This window comes from Pediococcus acidilactici DSM 20284, assembly GCF_000146325.1.
Taxonomy (GTDB): domain Bacteria; phylum Bacillota; class Bacilli; order Lactobacillales; family Lactobacillaceae; genus Pediococcus; species Pediococcus acidilactici.
In genome coordinates this window covers 1351770-1372022 of the sequence record NZ_GL397067.1, presented here as the reverse complement: position 1 = coordinate 1372022, position 20253 = coordinate 1351770, and the positions used below count along the sequence as shown (strand labels likewise).

At 44.4% G+C, this 20253-nt stretch carries 20 protein-coding genes; 1 reads left to right on the top strand and 19 read right to left on the bottom strand.

Annotated elements, in window-relative coordinates; all coding sequences use genetic code 11:
• Positions 1-59: 59 nt before the first annotated feature.
• The 10 genes from HMPREF0623_RS06675 to argF all read right to left on the bottom strand — a co-directional run bounded on the left by HMPREF0623_RS06675 (position 60) and on the right by argF (position 11839).
• Positions 60-815 (bottom strand): MerR family transcriptional regulator, encoded by a 756-nt coding sequence (locus tag HMPREF0623_RS06675; protein WP_004166435.1) that lies wholly within the window; start codon positions 813-815, stop codon positions 60-62.
• A 65-nt stretch (positions 816-880) separates the two neighbouring features.
• Positions 881-2527 carry an aryl-sulfate sulfotransferase gene (locus tag HMPREF0623_RS06670; RefSeq protein ID WP_004166434.1) on the bottom strand — a complete coding sequence of 549 codons (1647 nt, stop codon included), beginning with the start codon at positions 2525-2527 and terminating at the stop codon, positions 881-883.
• Between the two features lie 279 nt (positions 2528-2806).
• Positions 2807-3817 carry an Ig-like domain-containing protein gene (locus HMPREF0623_RS06665; RefSeq protein WP_002830782.1) on the bottom strand — a complete coding sequence of 337 codons (1011 nt, stop codon included), beginning with the start codon at positions 3815-3817 and terminating at the stop codon, positions 2807-2809.
• Between the two features lie 58 nt (positions 3818-3875).
• A complete protein-coding gene (locus HMPREF0623_RS06660) occupies positions 3876-4937 on the bottom strand; it encodes an Ig-like domain-containing protein (RefSeq protein WP_002830781.1) in 1062 nt (353 codons plus the stop codon).
• Between the two features lie 238 nt (positions 4938-5175).
• Positions 5176-5646, bottom strand: a complete 471-nt coding sequence (locus HMPREF0623_RS06655) for a hypothetical protein (RefSeq protein ID WP_002830780.1) — start codon at positions 5644-5646, stop codon at positions 5176-5178.
• A gap of 24 nt (positions 5647-5670) precedes the next feature.
• A complete protein-coding gene (locus HMPREF0623_RS06650; protein WP_002830779.1) occupies positions 5671-6915 on the bottom strand; it encodes a LysM peptidoglycan-binding domain-containing protein in 1245 nt (414 codons plus the stop codon).
• A 183-nt stretch (positions 6916-7098) separates the two neighbouring features.
• Positions 7099-8517 carry a basic amino acid/polyamine antiporter gene (locus HMPREF0623_RS06645; protein ID WP_002829295.1) on the bottom strand — a complete coding sequence of 473 codons (1419 nt, stop codon included), beginning with the start codon at positions 8515-8517 and terminating at the stop codon, positions 7099-7101.
• 99 nt (positions 8518-8616) lie between these two features.
• Positions 8617-9843: an arginine deiminase gene (gene arcA, locus HMPREF0623_RS06640; protein WP_002829296.1), complete on the bottom strand. Its 1227-nt coding sequence runs from the start codon at positions 9841-9843 to the stop codon at positions 8617-8619.
• A gap of 52 nt (positions 9844-9895) precedes the next feature.
• Positions 9896-10825, bottom strand: coding sequence for a carbamate kinase (arcC, locus tag HMPREF0623_RS06635; protein ID WP_002829297.1), 930 nt, complete (start codon positions 10823-10825; stop codon positions 9896-9898).
• Between the two features lie 12 nt (positions 10826-10837).
• Entirely contained in the window at positions 10838-11839 is a 1002-nt protein-coding gene (gene argF, locus HMPREF0623_RS06630; protein ID WP_002829299.1) for an ornithine carbamoyltransferase, read from the bottom strand.
• Between the two features lie 312 nt (positions 11840-12151).
• On the opposite strand from argF, the gene HMPREF0623_RS06625 reads away from it, so the two are divergent.
• Positions 12152-13000 carry a DNA-binding domain-containing protein gene (locus HMPREF0623_RS06625; protein WP_004166432.1) on the top strand — a complete coding sequence of 283 codons (849 nt, stop codon included), beginning with the start codon at positions 12152-12154 and terminating at the stop codon, positions 12998-13000.
• 240 nt (positions 13001-13240) lie between these two features.
• Here the strand turns inward: HMPREF0623_RS06625 and HMPREF0623_RS06620 are convergent, their stop codons facing one another.
• The 9 genes from HMPREF0623_RS06620 to HMPREF0623_RS06590 all read right to left on the bottom strand — a co-directional run bounded on the left by HMPREF0623_RS06620 (position 13241) and on the right by HMPREF0623_RS06590 (position 20238).
• Entirely contained in the window at positions 13241-13789 is a 549-nt protein-coding gene (locus HMPREF0623_RS06620) for an NADPH-dependent FMN reductase (protein ID WP_004166430.1), read from the bottom strand.
• A 363-nt stretch (positions 13790-14152) separates the two neighbouring features.
• Positions 14153-15337 carry a GNAT family N-acetyltransferase gene (locus HMPREF0623_RS06615; RefSeq protein WP_004166429.1) on the bottom strand — a complete coding sequence of 395 codons (1185 nt, stop codon included), beginning with the start codon at positions 15335-15337 and terminating at the stop codon, positions 14153-14155.
• Between the two features lie 21 nt (positions 15338-15358).
• Complete coding sequence (locus HMPREF0623_RS09660; protein ID WP_004166428.1) at positions 15359-15529, bottom strand: hypothetical protein; 171 nt, start codon at positions 15527-15529, stop codon at positions 15359-15361.
• Positions 15530-15531: 2 nt separating this feature from the next.
• Positions 15532-15735, bottom strand: a complete 204-nt coding sequence (locus HMPREF0623_RS09730; protein WP_004166427.1) for a PTS sugar transporter subunit IIC — start codon at positions 15733-15735, stop codon at positions 15532-15534.
• Positions 15720-16763 (bottom strand): PTS sugar transporter subunit IIC, encoded by a 1044-nt coding sequence (locus tag HMPREF0623_RS06610; protein WP_004166425.1) that lies wholly within the window; start codon positions 16761-16763, stop codon positions 15720-15722. The genes HMPREF0623_RS09730 and HMPREF0623_RS06610 overlap by 16 nt, the downstream gene beginning before the upstream one ends.
• A 294-nt stretch (positions 16764-17057) precedes the next feature.
• Positions 17058-17648, bottom strand: coding sequence for a helix-turn-helix domain-containing protein (locus tag HMPREF0623_RS06605; RefSeq protein ID WP_004166423.1), 591 nt, complete (start codon positions 17646-17648; stop codon positions 17058-17060).
• 361 nt (positions 17649-18009) lie between these two features.
• The gene (locus tag HMPREF0623_RS06600) at positions 18010-18687 is read right to left on the bottom strand and encodes an ABC transporter ATP-binding protein (RefSeq protein WP_002829305.1); all 678 of its coding nucleotides are present in this window, start codon (positions 18685-18687) and stop codon (positions 18010-18012) included.
• Between the two features lie 4 nt (positions 18688-18691).
• Positions 18692-19750: an ABC transporter permease gene (locus HMPREF0623_RS06595; protein WP_002829306.1), complete on the bottom strand. Its 1059-nt coding sequence runs from the start codon at positions 19748-19750 to the stop codon at positions 18692-18694.
• Positions 19751-19752: 2 nt separating this feature from the next.
• The gene (locus HMPREF0623_RS06590) at positions 19753-20238 is read right to left on the bottom strand and encodes a TetR/AcrR family transcriptional regulator (RefSeq protein WP_232362408.1); all 486 of its coding nucleotides are present in this window, start codon (positions 20236-20238) and stop codon (positions 19753-19755) included.
• Positions 20239-20253: the final 15 nt, after the last annotated feature.

The following is a 20253-nucleotide window of genomic DNA, read 5'->3' as shown; positions in this document are numbered from 1 at the left end:
CTTATTTTTTAAGTTAAGGATATCATAACAACTTTCAAAACCATTGGCAACTTTGCCAGTTACCGCAGCTTTGCTAAAATCACTTCACTCAACAATTGACCAGCGCCCTTTTGCCCCGCCAACTCATCGTAGTGCTTTTGGAAACGTTCGTCAGCTTGGTACATTTGCGCTAAATTTTGGTGATAAGCTGGTGAATACTGCTTACCAACCATGATTTTCAGCCATTCCTGATGGGCGGTAAAGATCGCTGCCTTGGTCGTGTCGCTATTTTGCGTCATCGCCTCCCGCAACAAGGTGCCCAACTCTTTTTCAAGTGCATCTGCCCTTTGTAATTGGGCTTCCGAAAGCGCCAAGTAGTGTTGGTTGGCGACTTTCACCGTCTCTTTGCCATATTTTTGCCGAATCTCTTGGCCAAATTGACTCTCGTTTTCTGCCAGTCTTTGAGCCTTTAAACTATTAAACTTTTCACTGTCACTCATCTTGCCCACTCCCCTTAACATTTTGATGGAGGAGGCGATTGCCACGTCTACATCTTGGAGCCGGCGCTGCTTTTCCGCAATCCGGACGCGTTGGGCTTCCAAAGCCGCAATTTGTGTCGTCAACGGTTGCGCCATGATTTCCCGAATGGTTGCCAACGAAACGCCCAATGTTTTAAAGAACAGAATCCGTTGTAAATCATCGACCTGGGCTTTCGCGTACCACCGGGTGCCCGACTCCGTACGCCGCGCCGGAACTAGCAGCCCAATCTGGTCGTAATACCGCAACGTTCGCGAACTAATCCCCGCCAGCTTCGCCAAATCTTGGATGGAATACATCCCCTCACCTCCTCAAAATCATTATATGGGTTGCCGTAGCGTCAACTTCAAGTCCTTTTGATAAATTATTTGGTTACGTCAAAATGATAGTTTTCCGGGTAGAACTGAATTCGGTAGGCGCGGTATGCGTAGGTCTTGTCCGCCGGATTGTTGCTCAAGGTCGCGTTGAAGACCTGGTTCCCATCGGCATCAACTTCGATCACGTTCGATTCTTTTCCGTCGTTTTTGTAGCCAAAATTAATCAAGGTATTTCCGTTAGCTAATCGCTGCGCATAACCAATGATCGGCGTAAAGTTGGCCTGCCCCAGTGATTTTCCGTACGACCATTGCTGGGTGACGGTCTTCTTTTGCTGGTCAATTTGGTAAACCGTCGCTGCGGAATACTTTCCGGACGTCTTCTGGTCGCCATTTTTTACGGCAATGTTATTGTCGTACAGCATGATGGTTTCTTGATTCCCCTTTTGACTCAAGAGGTAGACACCGTGCTGCCCGCCGGTAACCTTGGTATTGCCGGTCGGACTCAGAACCTTGTCACGATATTTTGCCGGCCAGCTATTCTTGTCCTTTCCTGAAAAAATCCACTCAATTTTACCAGTTGCGTAGTCCAATTGCATGACTAAATCTTGGTTTCGCGCCGAAACCAGCAGTTTACCCGTCTTGGAATTATAGTCCAGCGCGTTGATGTGCAGCCAGTCGGTCCCAATGTTGCCGTCGCTAGCCTTTTGCTTGCTATCTTGGTACATTGAAGCCGGCAAGATTTGCTTAAAGTCGAGCACCCGCACAATTTTACCAGTCTTCCGGTTCAGTTCCACGACCGTATCTTCGGTGTATTTGCTTCCATCCGAAACCGTCAGCAACAAATTCCCGTTTGGCAATTCAGCGATGTCGTGGTGAATTACGGTTACCTCGTGACTAAGGTTGCCGCCGAGGGTGCCGTCAAAGGAATATTGCCGGTAAATTCGGCCTAAATAGTCGGTTTCCGTGAGGAGGTTATATTTTCCATTTTCGGAACTCTTATTTAAGACCATGATATGGCCGTTCTTGAGCTGTTCGAACATGTGCTGATTCCAGTTGGTGGAATACCAGCGAATTTGGCCGTCGGCGTCCATTGCGTAAACTTGCTTAGCGGTCCGGTCGACTAAGGTTAGCTCGTTATCACCAATTTGCATCTTCGACTTATCATTCTTCGTCACCTTGACGTCATTTTGGTCGAGGTACTTCGGTAACTTGCCGGTCTTGATTTTAATTGTTTTAGTTTCTTTCTTACCAGATTGGTACTTCACGGTGATTTTTACGGTATTTTCGTAGTCCGCGTATAAGCCGACAATCGGTAACTGGTGCTTAGTTTGGTACCCCTTCGCCGAATTAGTGATCGAAGTCTTATCCGATTTTCCTTCAATCGTGTAACTAACCTGTGCTTTTTTCGGCGTTTTAAAGTATACCAACGCCGTTAATGGTGAAGTCTTATAGGGATTCACCTTTATGTATGGATTTTTTAAATCATAGTTGCCATCTTTAACAATTTTAGCGTACTTTTTGGTTAAGGCGGTGGTGCTATTTTCGGTAACTAACTTCGTTCCCAGATTCTGAATAATTTGCTCTTCGGATAGTAGGTCGGTTTTAGAGTGCGCGGTGTATTCCCACCCCGCGACCGCTACCAGCGCAACCATTAAAGCTGCGGCAAAAATGAGCCATCCCCGAACTTTTTTCATTACATCCCATCTCCTTTAATATCGATATCAACATTGCTGTAGTTTATCGGGGAAATGTGTTTTGAAAATGAAAAAGGTAGGAGCTTTTTTGAATATTTTTATGAATTCCGTTAACGGAAAGCGGTTTATCGTTCATATAATTTTCGTAAAGTATTGAAAGCCGACTTTGCTTTTCAGTTTGAGGAGGCTTGTTTTTCATTTAACCATCAAAAATACGGCCTCCATCTTTTTTGTAAGACGTGGCCGTATTATTATTGCTTTACTATTTAATGGTTACTGCTATCCTTCTCTAGCTTTAACAATTACCTTTGTTTTGTCACTCCTATTGCCGTTTTCGTCTATATTAACTGCACTAATCTCTTCTCCTTCATATAGACTATATTCTGGCGGAACAGGAACACTAAAAGAGCCGAATTCATCAACCTTAGCACTGCCAAATCGATCTCCATGTCCATTGAAAACTTCCACAGTGTAACCTAGACTTGCATTCCCCTTAATAACTTTATCCCCCACATAAGGCTGACTAATTCCAGGCTTTGGAACTAATACTTTAACCGTAATACTCACTGGTTCGCTTTCTTTACCATTTGCATCTCGTTGGATGGCAGTGATGGTTTCTCCCGCATATAGCTGGTATCCAATATGGATATCAGCCCTAAAAATACCATATTGGTCAACCGTCGCCCGGCCGATTTCATTTTTTAAGTCGTCATAGATAATCACCGTATATCCGGGAGTGCCTATTCCAATTACCGTTCGATCTCCCTCGTAAGGTTGATCAATTACGGGACTTGGTACTCGGTCTTGGATAACCATATTTACTGGACTACTTTCTTTACCATCCGCATCGATTTGGACAACCGAAATCTTTTCCCCAGCAAACAATTCGTATTCCGCCTTAATTTCTACGCTATACTCACCATCTTCGCCGACTATAGCACGACCGATTTCATTTTTCAGGTCATCATAGACCACAATGGTGTTCCCTGCCGTACCCCTTCCAGTAACTATCCGGTCTCCTGCGTAAGGTTGGTTTACCACTGGTGCAGCTACGTCGGTTTTAACATCGGCTTTCTTACTTGATGCCGTCATTTTAGAACTTTGCGCAATTTGCGTAGTTGGGGTGTTATTCCCAACCGTATCCGCGCTCGCATTTCCCACATTGACCATTGCACCCGCGCCTAACATTGATAACGCCACTGCCGACGCCAATAACCACCGTTGCTGGATTTTATAATCCTTAAGTAGTTCTGCATTTACCTGTAAATTACTTTCATTACCTCTTTTCATAATTACTCCCCCTAAAATAATTATATAAAAACATTGCTAGGGTATTAGGTTGTCTTCTTTACCTAGTCAACACGGCTATGGTAGTTTCCTCGCTCTTATCACCATTAGCATTAATCTGAACTGCCTTAATTTGTTCACCTTCGTATAATTCATATTCTGCTGGGATGGTTACGCTGAATCTATTGTTACCGTCGACTATATCGCTACCAAAATAATCTCCATGTTCATTGGTGATCTCCACTGTGCAACCCACTTCGCCAATTCCTTCAATGGTTCGATCTCCAACGTAAGGTTGGTTAACATATGGTTTAGGGACCGTATCCTCTTTTGTTTTAACCTTGATTTTTACTGGTGAACTTTCATTACCTTGTAAATCTTGCTGTACAGCAGTAATCGTTTCTCCTTGATATAGATTGTAGCCAAACCAAATGTCAGCTCTAAAGGTTCCATAGGCGTCCACCTTTCCCGAGCCAATCTTATTTTTTAAATCATCATAAATATTAACCGTGTACCCCGGAACACCCCTTCCGGTTACCGTCCGATCTCCTTCGTAAGGCTGTTCAAGGATTGGAGCAGGCACCCTTTCGGCAATTTTCATATTTACTGGGCTGCTTTCGTTTCCATTTGCGTCTACTTGCACAACCGAGATGGTCTCACCAACAAATAATTCATATTCCGCTTTAATCTCTACGCTATAATTACCATCTTGATCAACCACACTACGCCCAATTTCATTCTTTAAATCATCACGAACAATAATGGTATTGCCTGGAGTTCCCGTCCCGGTGATGGTCCGATCTCCCGCATACGGTTGATACACCACGGGCGCAGCTACGTCCGTATCTGCTTCGGCATTTTTCGCACTTTCTTTATTTGCCGCCTTGCTGGTGCTTACTGCAGCAAGTGCAGTCGCTGACGTAACTTTCGAACTCTGTGAAATGGCGGTAGTCGTGGAATTATTTCCGACTGTGGCTGCACTCGCATTTTCCATATTAACGACCGTACCCGCTCCCAGCATTGATAATGCAACTGCCGAAGCCAATAACCACCGTTGCCGGACTTTACGATCCTTAAGTAGTTCTGCATTTACCTGTAAATTACTTCTATTACCTCTTTTCATAATAGCTCCCCCTAAAATAAGTATATAAAAACATTAATTTTGTATCTTGTTCACAATATAACCAATTAGTACTCAACATGCAAGCGATTACACTCGAGAAGGTCTAATTTAAAGATTTATGTTAATTAAGCCCTTTGGAAGGCAAAAAAAAAAATAGAAACCTTCAGCATTTTAGCTAAAAGCTTCTATTATATAGGTGTTTATTTTAACTTACGATTTCCGTTATCCTCGCTCGGCATTACGAAACTTTTTCGAAAACCACCTTACGTTTAACCTGACCCTGGCCCGCCTTAGCGATTTGGTAAGTAAAGCTCCGGGCGGTGAACTTCTTATTCGTTGCCAGAATGTGGTTATATTGCCATTGGGAAACTTGGCCGTCCTTGGTTTCTTCCGCCAGGGTTAAGGTACCGCCTTCCGCTTTATAGCTCCAAGTCGCGTTCTTAGATTGGGCTTTGTACTGGCGGTCAAAACTGCTTGCGCTTTGTTTAGCTTTAGCAGCATCGGCCTTGTTCGAACTGACCACCACGTGATCGCCGCTTTCCGCAAAAGTTAAGTACACTGACTTATCCTTTGATAAGCCCTGATAAATATAAGTGTTTCCAGGAACCTTCTTAGCTACGGCGTGGCTCATGTTCCAGTAGACTCCTCCACCGATAATTACCAGCACGGCAATGATCACGCCCACAATGGTCCACTTTTTCTTCTTCATTTAATCAACAATCCCTCTCGTTAATTATTCAACGTCATCGTCTTCAACGTCCGCATTGGTGTCGACTGCTTGGTCACCGTCTTCATCGTCACTTTCGTTGTCTTGCGAATCGCTGTCTTCATCGCTATCGGTATCCGCATCTTCGTCGGCATTGCGATCTTCGTCTTCGGAACTAGCAGTATCTTCATCATCGGATGATTCACTGTCCGTATCGCTACTGTCTTCGTCGCTATCGGCAGTGTCATCGCTGTCCGAATCATCATCGGACGTCAAACTTAAGTTAAAGGTGAAGTCGTCATCGTCAGCCGTGATCGTTAATTCGATTTCGTCGGCGTCGGTAACGTCCTTATCCTTGTCGTCTTCCTTTAATTGTTTAACAATCTTGTCGGCCAACTTCTTAGCGTTCTTTTCGGTTAATTGGTCGCTACCGGTGGAGACGCTTTGGTCATCGTCGTAAAGGGTGTCGGTATCGGTATCAGAATCCGTGTCGGTATCCGAATCTACATCTTCGTAGGCAGAATCCGTGTCGTCACTTTCATCGTCGGCATCCTTACCCGTGAAGTCAACGGTCAACTGGTCGTCATCCAAGTTCAATTTATCCTTAATTTCGTCTTGGATAGCATCCGAAAAGTCGGTTTCGTCCAATTGGTCCGCGTCTTCACTAGATTCTTTAGCAGCATTATCCGCAGAAGCGGATGCTGATTTGTCATCAGCGTCTGATTGCGGATCCTTTGGCGATTCGTATTCGTTCTTCACGCTGTTATCGCTATTATCAATGTGTTTGTTGGATACCGGCGAAACGTCGATATTTACCGAGTGGTCGCTATTATCGGTAAAGTTATTGATGGTTACCTTGGTCTTGGCAACGTAGTTTCCGTCACCTTCATAACTCCAGTCGCTAGGTACTTCGCCATCCCGGTTCAATACCAGAACGTCGCCCGCATAAATCAGGTCGATGTTTTGGATCCGGTTGTCGTAAGCTAACTTAGCTACCGAAATTCCCGTGGCGTTGGAAATTCCTGAAAGAGTGTCCCCCCATTGGATCACGTATTGGTCGCCGTGTAAATTATTCACGTCGATATGTTGTGAACTGAGGTTGTTGCTAATCTCTTGGGAAGTGTTAGCCACCCAGTTAGTAATGTCGGCCCGTTCCGCGTTGGTTTGGCTAGTGTAAAAGCTATCAGCTAGCGCGGTGGCTGATTGCAGTGTCAGTGGGGCAAATAATAAGGCACTTGCTAAAGCAGCACCCGCAACTCTTTTCTTATTCATTAAAAATCCTCCATTTGCGTTACAGTGTTTAAGCTACATTTTAATACTACCTCTTCATAAATACGTTTTCAATGCATATATTAATAAACACACCAAAAAAAACGAATGCAACGGCATTTACGCCCTGCATTCGTTGAGTTGACTGTAAAATAAATTATTTTTTAGTTCTTAGTATGTTATTTTTTACGCAACTACGATGGTTCCGTTAGCTACGAGATAAATAGCTACTACACTCAAAAGGAGGATTAATCCCATCACTGCTTTTTCTTGGCCACCCAGTTCGCGATGGTCTTCGCGAACGGCTTGGTAGTAAATGATGAAGCCCGGGATGAAACTAATTGAGACTAATAGCATTTGTTGCCATCCGGACAGGAACATGCAGGCAAGCATGAAGAGTGCGGAAAGCAAACCAATCGTGAATTGTCCCCATTCTTGGTGTTTGTGACTGTACTTCATTTGGTACAAACCTACGAAGAGGTACGAGAAGAGGATTGCAGCCGAAGCTAACGAGTAAGCAAAGTTGTAAGCTTCCGAAGTAAACAGCAAGGAGAACAAGAAGATCGTTTGTAAGATCGCGGTAATGTAAAGGGAAGCAGTTGGCGCGTTTTTCTCGTTCAACCGGCCCCAAAGCGAAGGCATTACCTTATCTTTAGCGATCAACATGGTGGTTTCTGCTGGCAACATGGTCCAAGACAACCACGAAATTACGGTCGAAATAATCAAACCAACGTTGATGATCATCGCTCCCCAATGACCGACGATTAATTCGAGGTCGTTTCCTAACGCCGGTTGGCTAGCTGAAGCTAGTTGGGCCCGGGTCAAGGTTCCGTAAGGGATGATTGAAATCATTACGTAAATTGCTAGCAACATGATAAATCCAATGATAGTTGCTTGTTGCGCTTGACTACGGGTTTTAGCCCGGTGGCCCATAACGGACGCACCTTCAACCCCGATAAATACCCAAATCAAGGTTGAAAGGGTTCCTTTAAGCTGGTCGAAAACTGAGCCAGTTACCGTACCCTTGGAGAAGTTGTTGGCTACATTTCCCCAGAAGTCGGTGGTAAACATGTGTCCTTTAAAGAAGATAATCGTAATAATGATGAACAAGAACAACGGGATGACCTTGAAGAAGGTCCCGATGGTGTTCACAAACGACGCACTTTCCACTCCGCGGTTAACTAGGAGGGTCAGTGCCCAACAAAAGATAATTGCTAAAATGATCGACGGCATATTTTGTCCGCCTTTAAAGGTCGGAATGAACGTTCCGATCGCACTCATTAACATGGTCGCGAAGGCCACGTTTCCGAGCCAAGCTGATAACCAGTAGGCCCAGCCGGAGATGAATTCTCCTAGCGGACCGAATCCAGCACCCGCGTAACTGAAGATCCCGGCTTCGAGGTCCGGACGTTTTTCAGATAAATTATTTAACGACAATACCAGTAGCAAAAAGCCGATACCGACAAAAACCCACGATAGTAAGGCGGGTCCGGGAGCCGCCGCTGCCGCAACCGTATTGGTAATCCCGAAGATCCCGGTCCCAATACATGAACTAACGATCAGCGCGGTCAGGCCCAGGCGGCCAATTCCGTTTTTATTCTCCATATTATTCACTCCATTCCTGGATTTAGTAATCAAAAAGGCAAAAGCAAACTGCTTTGCTATTCATACCACAGTTCACTTCTGCCATTTAGCGTCTAAATTTTACTTTACATCTTCACGAACAATTGGGCAGGACATGCACCGTGGGCCGCCACGACCGCGTGATAATTCACTTGAACGAACTTCATGAACTAAGATGCCATGTTTGCGTAGCAAATCATTTGATACATAATTCCGGTCGTAAGTTACAACCTCACCTGGAGCAATTGCCAATGTGTTAGAACCATCGTTCCATTGTTCACGAGGAGCAACGATTGGATCACCATTTCCAGTTGGAATTAAATCAATTTCAGACTTGTTCAAAGCTTTCTTCAAAACTTCTTTGATATCAGTATGATGTTCCATCGTAATGCCGCCGTTTTGATCTGGATGCAATACCCAGTTGTCAACATGGCCGTCACCATCAAGGATTGCTGGATGTACTGTAAATTGGTCATGGTTGATCATGGTGAATACGGTATCCAAGTGCATCATTGCGTGATTGTGTGGAATACCAATCGCAATCACCGTATCGTAATTGGAATCCTTAAAGAGTTGACGAGTGATGTCTTCAATGGCGTCCGCCGTCGTCCGTTGGGAAACTCCAATTGCTAATACGTGATCACTAAGTACCAATTCGTCCCCACCTTCAATGTGAGTTTCATGGTTCCGATCACGCCATACTTCAACTTTGCCAGCGAAGCGTGGGTGGTACTTGATAATGTATTCAGTAATCAATGATTCACGTTTCCGAGCGGCAAAGGTCATCTTGTTAATGGAAATTCCTTCGCCAATCGATGCTTGTGGGTCACGAGTAAAGTAAGCATTTGGCATTGGATCCATCAAGAATGGCCAATCCGTATTTTCCGAAACCGATTGCAAGTCTGGTTGCGCAATGTTGATGTCGGATGCCCGAACACCTTCAATAATGCGGTCCACCATGGTTTGAGGATCCATTGCTGACAAGTATTCCATCAATCCGTCGTGAGTTGCACCAGCTACATAGCCGGATTCTGCAATCATGCGTTCGAGAAATTCATGACGAACACCTTCATCAGCTAAAGCTTCGGCAGCCAATTTAGAGAAGTAAAGTACTTCAATTCCTTGGTCGCGCAAAGTCTTTGCAAAGAAATCATGTTCTTCTTGAGCAATTGGTAAATATGGAATGTCATCAAATAACAGCCGTTCCATATAGTCCGGCGTGATGTTTTCAATTTCACGTCCTGGACGATGCAACATAACCGTTTTGAGTTTACCAATTTCTGAGGTTACATGAATTGCTTGTGTCATGTTGATTCACTCCTTATCTGTAAAATCTGTATTTAACAAGTTAAACGCGCTTTTATTCGTGAATAACCGTTCCGAGTTTGCCTGCTAAAGCATCGTTCAATCCGCTTAGCGAAGTGATGATAGCTTTGCGTTCGGGATGACCCTTTACAAAGGACAAGCATGCTTGAATCTTTGGCAACATGCTTCCAGCGGCAAATTGATCGTCATCCATATATTGTTGAGCTTCAGCCACGCTCAACGATGTTAGGGCCTTTTCATCCGGTTGGTTGTAGTTTACGTAAACGTAGTCTACCGCCGTCAAGATGATTAATTGGTCAGCATCAATGTTGTCAGCTAAAAGCGCGCTCGAGCGGTCCTTGTCAATTACGGCCGGAACCCCTTTTAAGCCTTCGTCAGTTTCGATAACGGGAACCCCGCCACCGCCACCAGCGATCACTAGGTCGCCGCTTTCGATCAACGTCTTGATACTATTTAATTCAATAATTTTCTTTGGAAGTGGTGAAGCAACTACTTGACGATAGCCGCGCCCAGCATCTTCCACAAAAGTATAACCCTTTTCGCTAGCAATTTGGTCAGCTTGTTCCTTGCTGTAGAAATCGCCGACTGGCTTAGTTGGCTTTTCAAAAGCCGGGTCGTCTTTGTCTACGGCAATTTGGGTGATTGCAGTTACCACGTTTTTTTGCATCCCCCGATGGTGAATTTCATTTTGCAAACTTTGTTGTAAGTGGTAACCAATGTAACCCTGACTCATTGCCCCGCATTCGGGGAATGGGAATGCTGCGGTTTTGCCGTGTTCGGCTGCGTAGTTCATTCCTAGGTTAATCTGACCAACTTGTGGACCATTTCCGTGACTAATGACAACTTGGTTATCGCCATTCATCAGCCCAATTAATGATGAAGCGGTGTTCTTTACCAGCTTCAATTGCTCTTCAGGACTCTTCCCGAGCGCATTGCCACCGAGGGCAACTACCATTTTTGTCATTACGATAACCTCCTAGTCACCTAATGTAGCAACCATAATTGCTTTGATGGTGTGCATCCGGTTTTCAGCTTCTTGGAATACTACTGAGTGGTCGCTTTCAAAGACTTCGTCAGTAACTTCCATTTCAGAAAGACCGAATTTTTCTTGAATCTTCTTACCAACTTCAGTATCTGTATTGTGGAATGCAGGTAAGCAGTGTTCGAAGATTGCGTTTGGATTTTCAGTTGCGTCCATAACCGCTTTGTTAACTTGGTATGGCTTCAACAAGTCGATCCGTTTTTGCCACATTTCATCTGGTTCACCCATGGATACCCAAACGTCAGTGTAAATTACGTCCATGCCTTTAACACCACTGTTAATGTCGTTTGTAACCACGATCTTAGCACCAGTCTTAGCAGCAATTTCGTTTGCTTGGTCGAGAACTTCCTTAGTAGGTTCAAGTTCTTTAGGAGTTACTACGTGATATTCCATACCCATAACCGCAGCACCAAGCATCAAAGCATTTGATACGTTATCTTGTCCGTCACCAACAAAGGCAAATTTAATGTCCTTGTATTCCTTCTTAAGTACTTCTTTAGCAGTTAAGAAGTCTGCAAGTACTTGAGTTGGGTGGTCTTCATCAGTCAAACCATTCCAAACTGGAACACCTGAGTATTCTGCTAACGTTTCTGCTGAACGTTGAGAGAAACCACGGTATTCGATTCCATCAAACATACCGCCTAATACGCGAGCAGTATCTTTAACTGATTCCTTGTAACCAATGTGTGATCCAGAAGGGCCGAGGTATGTTACGTGAGCTCCTTCATCCTTTGCTCCAACTTCGAAAGCACAACGTGTCCGAGTTGAACTCTTTTCAAAGATTAAAGCAATGTTCTTGCCAGCAAGCCGCTTACCTTCAGTACCTGCGTACTTTGCCTTTTTAAGATCTTCTGCTAAATTAAGCATGTATTCCATTTCGCGAGTATTGAAATCTGCAAGAGTTAAGAAACTCCGATTACGTAAATTAAATGCCATTGAAAACATCCTCCTTAAGGTGACTAAATATCTTTATTACACTTATAATGATAGTAAGCGGTTTCACGACACTTTAGGATTTAACCTTAAATTCCATGAAATCGTTTTAATTCGCGTACTTACTTGACATGGGGCACATTTTCCGTGTATAAATTTCGGTTGCAAAGTGTATAATTTGGATAAAATGATCGTTTGATTTGAAAAAAAATCCATTATTATATAGTCTTAATGTATAAACATTGTATAAAACGTTTAGTTTCGTATTGCTTCACGAAACATCACGATTTTTCAATACTAGGAGGCCATTTAGCCATGAACTTTTATTTATTTGAAAACGATTCCCGTCACACCACTGCCATTCGGGATCTTATCGAAGCTGATTTCAACAATAACCTCGTGGGAATCGGAGTTTCCCCTGCCCAAGCCTACGACGACTTGTTGCAATTGCGCGTCGATATCATGATTATTAGTAGTAACGACCCGGAAGTCGGGATTCAACTAATCAAACGGCTCGAACAAGTTCAAATCAAACCGCACTACATTATGATTAGCTCCGCCGAGGACGTCGCGACTAAGGAAGCCGCCTACCACGCTGGAATTGACTTCTTCTTAGAACATCCGGTCAGTCCCGTCGAGTTTAAACACGTGACTCGGTTAGTGGCCTCCTATTGCCAACAGATTAGTAAACTTTCCGAGATTTACAACATCACGTCACAGGTGGTAACGCCTTTTAACCGGCCCCAATCCGAGCACCGTTTGCAAATGGACCGGGTTAACGCGATTCTGCGCTTCTTAGGCATCGCCTCCGAAACCGGCAATAAAGAAATCTTGAAAATCATTCGGATTATGGTCGACCAAAACATTTCCTTTTCGAGCATCGACTTTCAGCGCGACTTGGGTCTTGACGAACACGAAAAGAAAATCGTTTACCAACGAATTCGCCGCGCGCTGCGGGTGGGGATTACCAACTTAGCCGGCATGTGCAGCGAGTACTCCGAAAACGAAATTTTACTAGAATATGCTAACGCACTTTTTGAATACCAAAACGTCTACATTGAAATTCAGAAGATGCGCCACGAAGACGTTCCTAACGGCCAAATCTCGCTCCAACATTTCTTTGATGGCTTACTACAAGAAAGCCACGGAAAACTTTCCATTTAAATGCCTATATAATAGTAGAAACTCTCTAAACATCGTTACGCGATGTTTTATTTTTGTGGAATATTAAACCCGCTTCAATATGTACCCCGCTCATTTAATTCGTTTAACTTACGCCCCGCTTTAGTAACTCGCAAAACTTCATCATTCATAAAAACGCACAAAATAAAAATGCTTCTCCAGAATGCAAAATTCTCGAAAAGCATTGCGATTTTATACTCGTTTTAAAGCGTTGGTTATCGATTAATTAGTAAACCTTTGTAAAAAGGTTAGGTACGCACCCACAATTTGCTTGAAGAACTTTTGGGTTGCTTCATCAATTTGGTCGCCGTCCATGTGTTGTGTAATGTTGCCAATGTAGGCTTCCGGTTGTTGCAATACCGGCATGTTAACGAAAGTCAACGATTGCCGTAAGTGGTGGTTTGCGCCAAATCCGCCAATTCCACCAGGTGACACGGTTACCACGAGGGCTGGTTTGCCATCCCAAACGTTTTGTCCCATGGGCTGGGATCCTACGTCAATCGCGTTCTTCAGCGCCGCGGGAACCGAACGGTTGTACTCGGGAGTAAAGAACATCACTCCATCAACACTTTGCACCGCCCGCCGTAAATTTTGCCAGGCCATCGGCGGATTGTCGGTATCCAAATCCTCGTTGTACAACGGTAAATCGCCAACTTCAATCCAAACTGGTTCTACTTCGTGCGGAAGTAACTTTTCAAAGGTTTGGGCTACTAATCGGTTAAAGGAGCCCTTTCGTAAACTACCAACCATAATACCAATTTTCAAAGTCATGATAATAATTCCTCCTTCTAACCAAAAAATGTAACAACTTAGTTCACGTATAGTATAAGCGTATTTACTTCTAAAAGGTAAGCAATGTGCATTGTTTGCGAAAGCTTTTTTAACGGCTGCTTAGTTTACCAAAAGCGCCATCTTTCTTCACATCACTCCCGGGCTTTTCGTGCAGAAATTTAGCCTTAGCCTAGTCATGTTTCTACCAAAAAAGACTCCCCAAGAAACTAAGATTCTCGAGAAGTCTGCTTAAATTAACGGCTTATTTTTAAATTTGGTGCCGGTTCCCCTGCTCAATCGTTCCGTTCACGATTAACCATCTAATTTTGTTAATCCTTGGAACTTCACGTGAGGCTTTTCATTTTAAAAGTAGTCCCACAGCATCGGTGATTCTTTGCGCAAAACGTTATCTAAACCTGCAATGGCCGCGTACGATCCGCGAATCGCACCGACCCGGTTTAAATGTCCCAAAGAACGGTAGCCGAGAAACGCCTTGGTTAACTCTTGAATTGAAAGGCGAATGTCCGCCATGTTGGTTTCGTTGTCACTAATCTTTTCAAAACTCGTCCCGTTACTGTTAATCATCAGCCGCCAAATCCCGTTATTTTCTGGAATCATTTGGTCGGTGACCGCCAGCCGGATACTTTTAACCTTACCTAAAAACGGATAATCTTGGACGAAGGTCGCCAAATTAATAATTCGGGCCATCATGTACGGTTTAATTTCCACCTTGAGCGTATCGGGTTCTTGCAAAATATCCGGACGACCGACCGGATCACCACTTACGTACTCAAAGTTGAAGTACATCGATTCGTGCTGGCAAATGAACCGCGCCAAGTATTGGTAGCTTTCCCAATTGGTGTACATGATTTCTTGAATGTAAAAGGTGGTGTTGATCCCTTCGTAAATCACGTATCCAGTCGCGGAATGAAGGTCGTCAAAATAGACGCCCACTTGCCAATGCGGATGCTTAAGGACGAGGTAATCCCACCACCAGTCCGCCCGCACCAATCCGGCATTGTGGCTATCCGGGTTATTATTGTAGAGTTCTTTAATGTACGGAATCGCATCCTTGAGCGACAAACGTTCCATCGAACCTGCTTGCGAATCCACCCGAATGCGTGGCAAATCGGTATTTTTCACCCGATAGATCGTCTGGTCAAACACTTCTTCGTAACCAAACCGACGGTAAAATTTATACGAGAATGGCGCCAAATAAGACAACGCAACCTTATTTGCGAGCATATCTTGAAAGGCCTGGCGCATTAACTTAGTAATCGCTCCGTGGCCGCCATATTCAGGATAACTCATGACGTCGCCAATCCCGTTCATCTTATACTTCACGCCGTGAAAGTTGACTTGGAAGGGGATGCTTAACATTCCACTTCCCAATCGACCATCGTACTTAATCCCGTACTTCTCCGAATGCTGGTAACGATGGTCGAAAAACGCCCGTCGTTCCGCGCTATCCGGATTGGTAAATGCGTACAAGTATAGTTGATAGAAATCATTTAAATCTGTTTTCGTTAACCGTTCCAATTTATCCATTTTCAATCCCTCTACTTTAGCTTAAGCGTGTTTTTTCAGCGCAACGCCGAGTCCCAGAAAAATCAGCAAACTAATCGCCAACATGGCCCGGTCGACGGTCCAACTACTTAAGGGCAGCTTTGTTAAAATGATCGCGCTCGCCATAATTAGGAACGCGCCCGCTGCCCCATATTTAATTAACATCTTAACCATTATTATCCCTCTTTAAGTTCTTGTTGCACCATTTGTTTTTCAGCAACTTTGAAGAATGGGTAGTAGAGTACGCCCGCAATCACTAGTTCAATTGCCGACCATACTCCAGCACGCCAATCCCAACCGGTGGCCATCAGCGGACCGATAATCGGCGGCATCGTCCACGGCACCATCATTACGGCCGGCCGAATTAGGTGCACAGCCATAAGTACGTCGTGATCGTCAACACTTGTGGAATCACGATAAACGGAATTAAGGTGATTGGATTCATTACCACCGGAAAACCAAAGATTACCGGCTCATTAATTTCAAATAAGGCACTTGGGAAGGCTACCTTCCCTAACTCCCGATAGGCCTTACTCTTGGAGGACAGCATCCAGAAAACTAACATGATCGTTGCTCCGGTTCCTCCAACGTTAACGAACAGACTCGAAAATCCGAGAGAGGTTATGTATGGGATAGTTTGGTGGTGCGCGTACGCAACCCCGTTAGCAGCCAAAAATTGTAAGAAAATCGGGTCCGAAATTCCTTGAAGCGTCATGTCCCCGTGAATTCCGGCAACCCATAAAATGCTAACCAAAAGGGTGTAGAACATGATTCCCGGCAAACTGTTCATCGCAAACAGCAACGGGTGGAAAATACTTTGAATAAAGTGATTAATATCAAAATGAAGCGGGACCCGCAATCCCCAGAAAAATAGCAAAATCAAAAATGCGGGAGTTAAGGAAGCAAACGACTGACTAACCGCCGCAGGAACGCCCTTAGGCAACTTGATAATCCAATCCTTCTTCACGAATAAACGTAAAATTGAAACTGAAATAAATGAACAAACAATTGCAGTAAACAAACCAGAAGAAGCAAAATTATCAGTATCCAGCGTCAGTTTGCTATTAAACGAAGTGACGATGAACGCCATGGTCGACAAACCCGCGCCGTTAATTGCATCTAAATCGAGCGCCTTTGCCAACTCGTACCCAATTCCAATCGTGGCTAACAGGGAAATAATCCCAAACGAGCCGTTAACCGCGACCCCCATCGCCCCCATGTATGGCTTCATAAAGTTCGTCCATGCGGGGATCGGGATGTTCGCGATAATCAAGAAAATCGATCCGCTAATTACGGCCGGTAAGGTCAATACCAGACCGTTCCGGATTGAAACTAAGTATTTATTATTTCCCGCCTTTGCTAGCGGGGGCATCAAACTGGATTGCACCCAGTTCATAAAATTATTCATCTACGGTTCCTCCTAACTACGGTAACCTACCCAAAAATTCAACTCAACCAACAGACTAAGTATAGAAATATTTTTGATAAATGTAAACCCTTACAAAGAAATAATTAGATATTTTTGCTTGGTTTTCCCGTAAACGTACGCTAAAAAAGTTATTTTTCAGACTGGTATATACCTATTATGATAGGTTGGAACCTGCTGGTTGGGTTATCGTGGCAAATAAAAAGACCGGCTTAGCTACATTTCAAAGTCCATCAAATTGCACTCCTGAAATGCGCCATTGCCGATCTAAGTTGCCTAGCGATAAATTGCTTTGAGGTTGTACCGCACGTATTTTTTAAAAAAGTTGGCCAAGTAAAATGTCGTGTTCTTTGCCATCAGCCACATTGAAATGCCGATTCCGCAAAAAATTAACGATAACGGCACTTCATACCACGTCAAACTTTCGGGCCACGGAAGGTGGTACGCCATTACCGCTAGCCATTCCACAAATAGTAACAGCGGTGCCCCAATAAAGGCTACCATAGTAACCCATAACCCTACTAAAGTGCCGATGACCGCGACGACCGCTCCCGCCGTGAACAAAACGTTAAACCACAAGATACCGAATAATGCCATCCAATTAACCTGCTTCATTGGATCTCCTTCTTCCTGAACTGGATTAAGAAGGGATGTATTGGTCAATTCGTCAATCGACACGCCATAAAGTTCCGCTAAGTCCTTTAACGCATAGATGTTAGGAATCGTCTTCCCCTGCTCCCAACGCGAAATGGTTTGCCGCGTCACGTACAGCTGACTTGCCACCTCCGCTTGGGTTAAGTGACGATCTTGTCGTACCTTTTGTAATGCCGGTCCGATTGACATTTGATCAACTCCTTCTGGCTTCATTCTGCCATATTCCGCAGTTTTGCCAAGCAACAACCCTGTTGCACGCCCCGATACCGCGGTTTATTTAACTTCAATTCATTTTACGTTAAACTTCATTGAAGTTAAAGTGAAGTTCAGCGAAAAAAGGCCAGGAAAAAACTAAAAAATACTTTTCAAAGGTGAAAAAGTTGTTTTGGTGTTTTGACTTCAATAGAGCCAAAACGTGTGACAAAAGTCAGTTTGTTCCGCTTAACCAAAAATTGACCATCATGCCAAATTCAGGCATCATGGTCAATTTTCAGTTAATGCTCGTAAACTACCCAACTTTTGTCCCACTCTCCTTTTGGGAATTAACGAGTTTTTCTTCGTACCAACAAATCTATTAGAGGGTTTCCGCGCTCAAAACTCCGTCGTTAATCTTAAACATTTGATCCGCGTAGTCCTTTAAGCGCATGTCGTGGGTAACGATCACGACCGCCTTATTATGTTCGTGCGCTAGTCGAGCAAACATCTTGCCGACTTCCTTTACCCGCGAACTATCTAAAGCTGCCGTTGGTTCATCCGCTAGAATAATCGACGGATCCGGATACAAGGCCCGGGCAATTGCCACCCGTTGTTGTTGTCCGCCCGAGAGTTCGGTAGGATATTTATCTACCAAATCTTCGACCCCCAGTTGGGTGAGCAAGTCGTTTAATTCTGCTTGCGATAAATTATGGTCCTTTTTGACCTTATCAACTAACTTGAATTGGTCCTTAACGGTCAGGAAGGGTAACAAATGATAGTTTTGCAACACAAACCCAATTTCATTGAGCCGTAATTTTTCCAACGCCTTCCGGGAACTATCCTGATAGTCATGACCGTTGACCTTGACCTTACCGCTCGTCGGGGTCCGCAAACCGCCGGCAATCGTCAAGAAAGTACTCTTTCCGGAACCACTTGGCCCAATAATTAAGCTTAGGGTTCCCGCTTCCGCCTTGAAATCAATGTCGTGAAGCACGTGCACTTCGGCAATCCCCTTCCCGTAAATCTGGTTAATGCCGTTCATTTCAATTGCTGCCATGGTTTTATCCTCCAATCACACTTACCGGGTCTAGTTTGATGACACTTCGAATCGGAACTAACGCACCTAAGAGCGCCGTAATTACTAATCCAACGCCCACTGCGGATAACATTGGCACGTCAAAGGCCATTGGAACCGCTGGTGGTAATACCGCCGCCGTCGCAATCGTCAACAACGTACCGATAATAATTCCGCTAACTACCAGTACCAATGATTGCGCGATTGTGCTCCACGCAATTACCCGACTCGGAATTCCTTGGGCGCGAAGTACCGCATAGTTAGGTAGCTTCTGGATCGTCAAAATGTACAAGAAGATTGCGATCACAATTAATGATATTGCCATCAGGAAGCCGATCATCAAAGCAAAGGTCATGTTTTGTGCGGAATATCCCGGCAGTTTTTGGATAAAGGCTTTTTTAGTGTAAGTCTTCAGGGGCTTTTTCACCTTTAAATCGTTTGTCTTTGAAACAATTGCGCTGGCCTTGGTTTGGGGCATTGCCCGTTTTAAATCCCGCCAGTCATCCAACGTTCCATAAATTACCGGCGCAATGTTTAACTTCGCGTTATGGGTGAACCCGACAATTTTAAAGGTTTGGTCCGCGTCGTTTAACTTCAATTTGTCGCCGATTTTATAACCGCTTTGCTCAAACTTATCGTCAACCACCACTTCATGATCGTGTTTAATTTTGTGGCCACTGGTTAATTTCAATTGTTTGGCAATAAATTGGTCATTTTGAATCCCCACGAAGGAAGACGAAATTTTTTCGTGCTTGCCTTCCTTAGCCACTACCGAAATCTGGCCGATCAGGGCGTCATTTTTGGTCAATTTTTGGTCCTTGACCTGCTGATCCGTAATTAAGGATTGGCTAAGGTTAACGTTTGCGTCCTGATTCAAAACTACCGAATTAATCTTCCAGGAGTTGATGGCGTCGGTATTTTGGTGGGCTAACCCCAGGGCTAAACTAGTCAAAATAAAGATTAGGTAGCTAATCAAGACAATCATGCCGATAATTAGCGAATACCGCAACTTTTCGCGTTTAATCTCCTTCAAAGCTAAAAACATATCTATTCCTCCAGAATTTTTAGGATCTTAGTTAGTTGTGCTAAACGAGCTTCCGCAGTCTCCGGTTCCACAATCGCTCCGCGCAGCGTGTCGTGTACCAAGGTTTGTTGGGCCCATTGCCGTTCACCGCCGGGATGGACCGGGGCAATCCAATGGGCCACGTACGCTTCGTTGTGGCGAAAGTGCATTTGCAATAACTCGTAGTATTTACTAGAATGCGCATTCTCCACAAAATCACGGACCGTGGTCACTAAAGCAGGGCCTCGGGCGGCCGGGACGTGCAAAGATTGGTGAATGTCGTGCATGGCTACTTGGTAAATGTAACGGTAAGCGTCAATTAAATCAGCAAAATAATTGTAAAAAGCTCCCCGCGAAATGCCCGCATCCTTAACAATCCGAGCGACCTGTGCCTCGGCAACTGGGTAACGCGAAAATTCCGTCAAAAGGGCTGTTTCAATCGCCGCTTTTTTAGTTGGCTTTAACTTCACCAGCGTCTCTGAGGG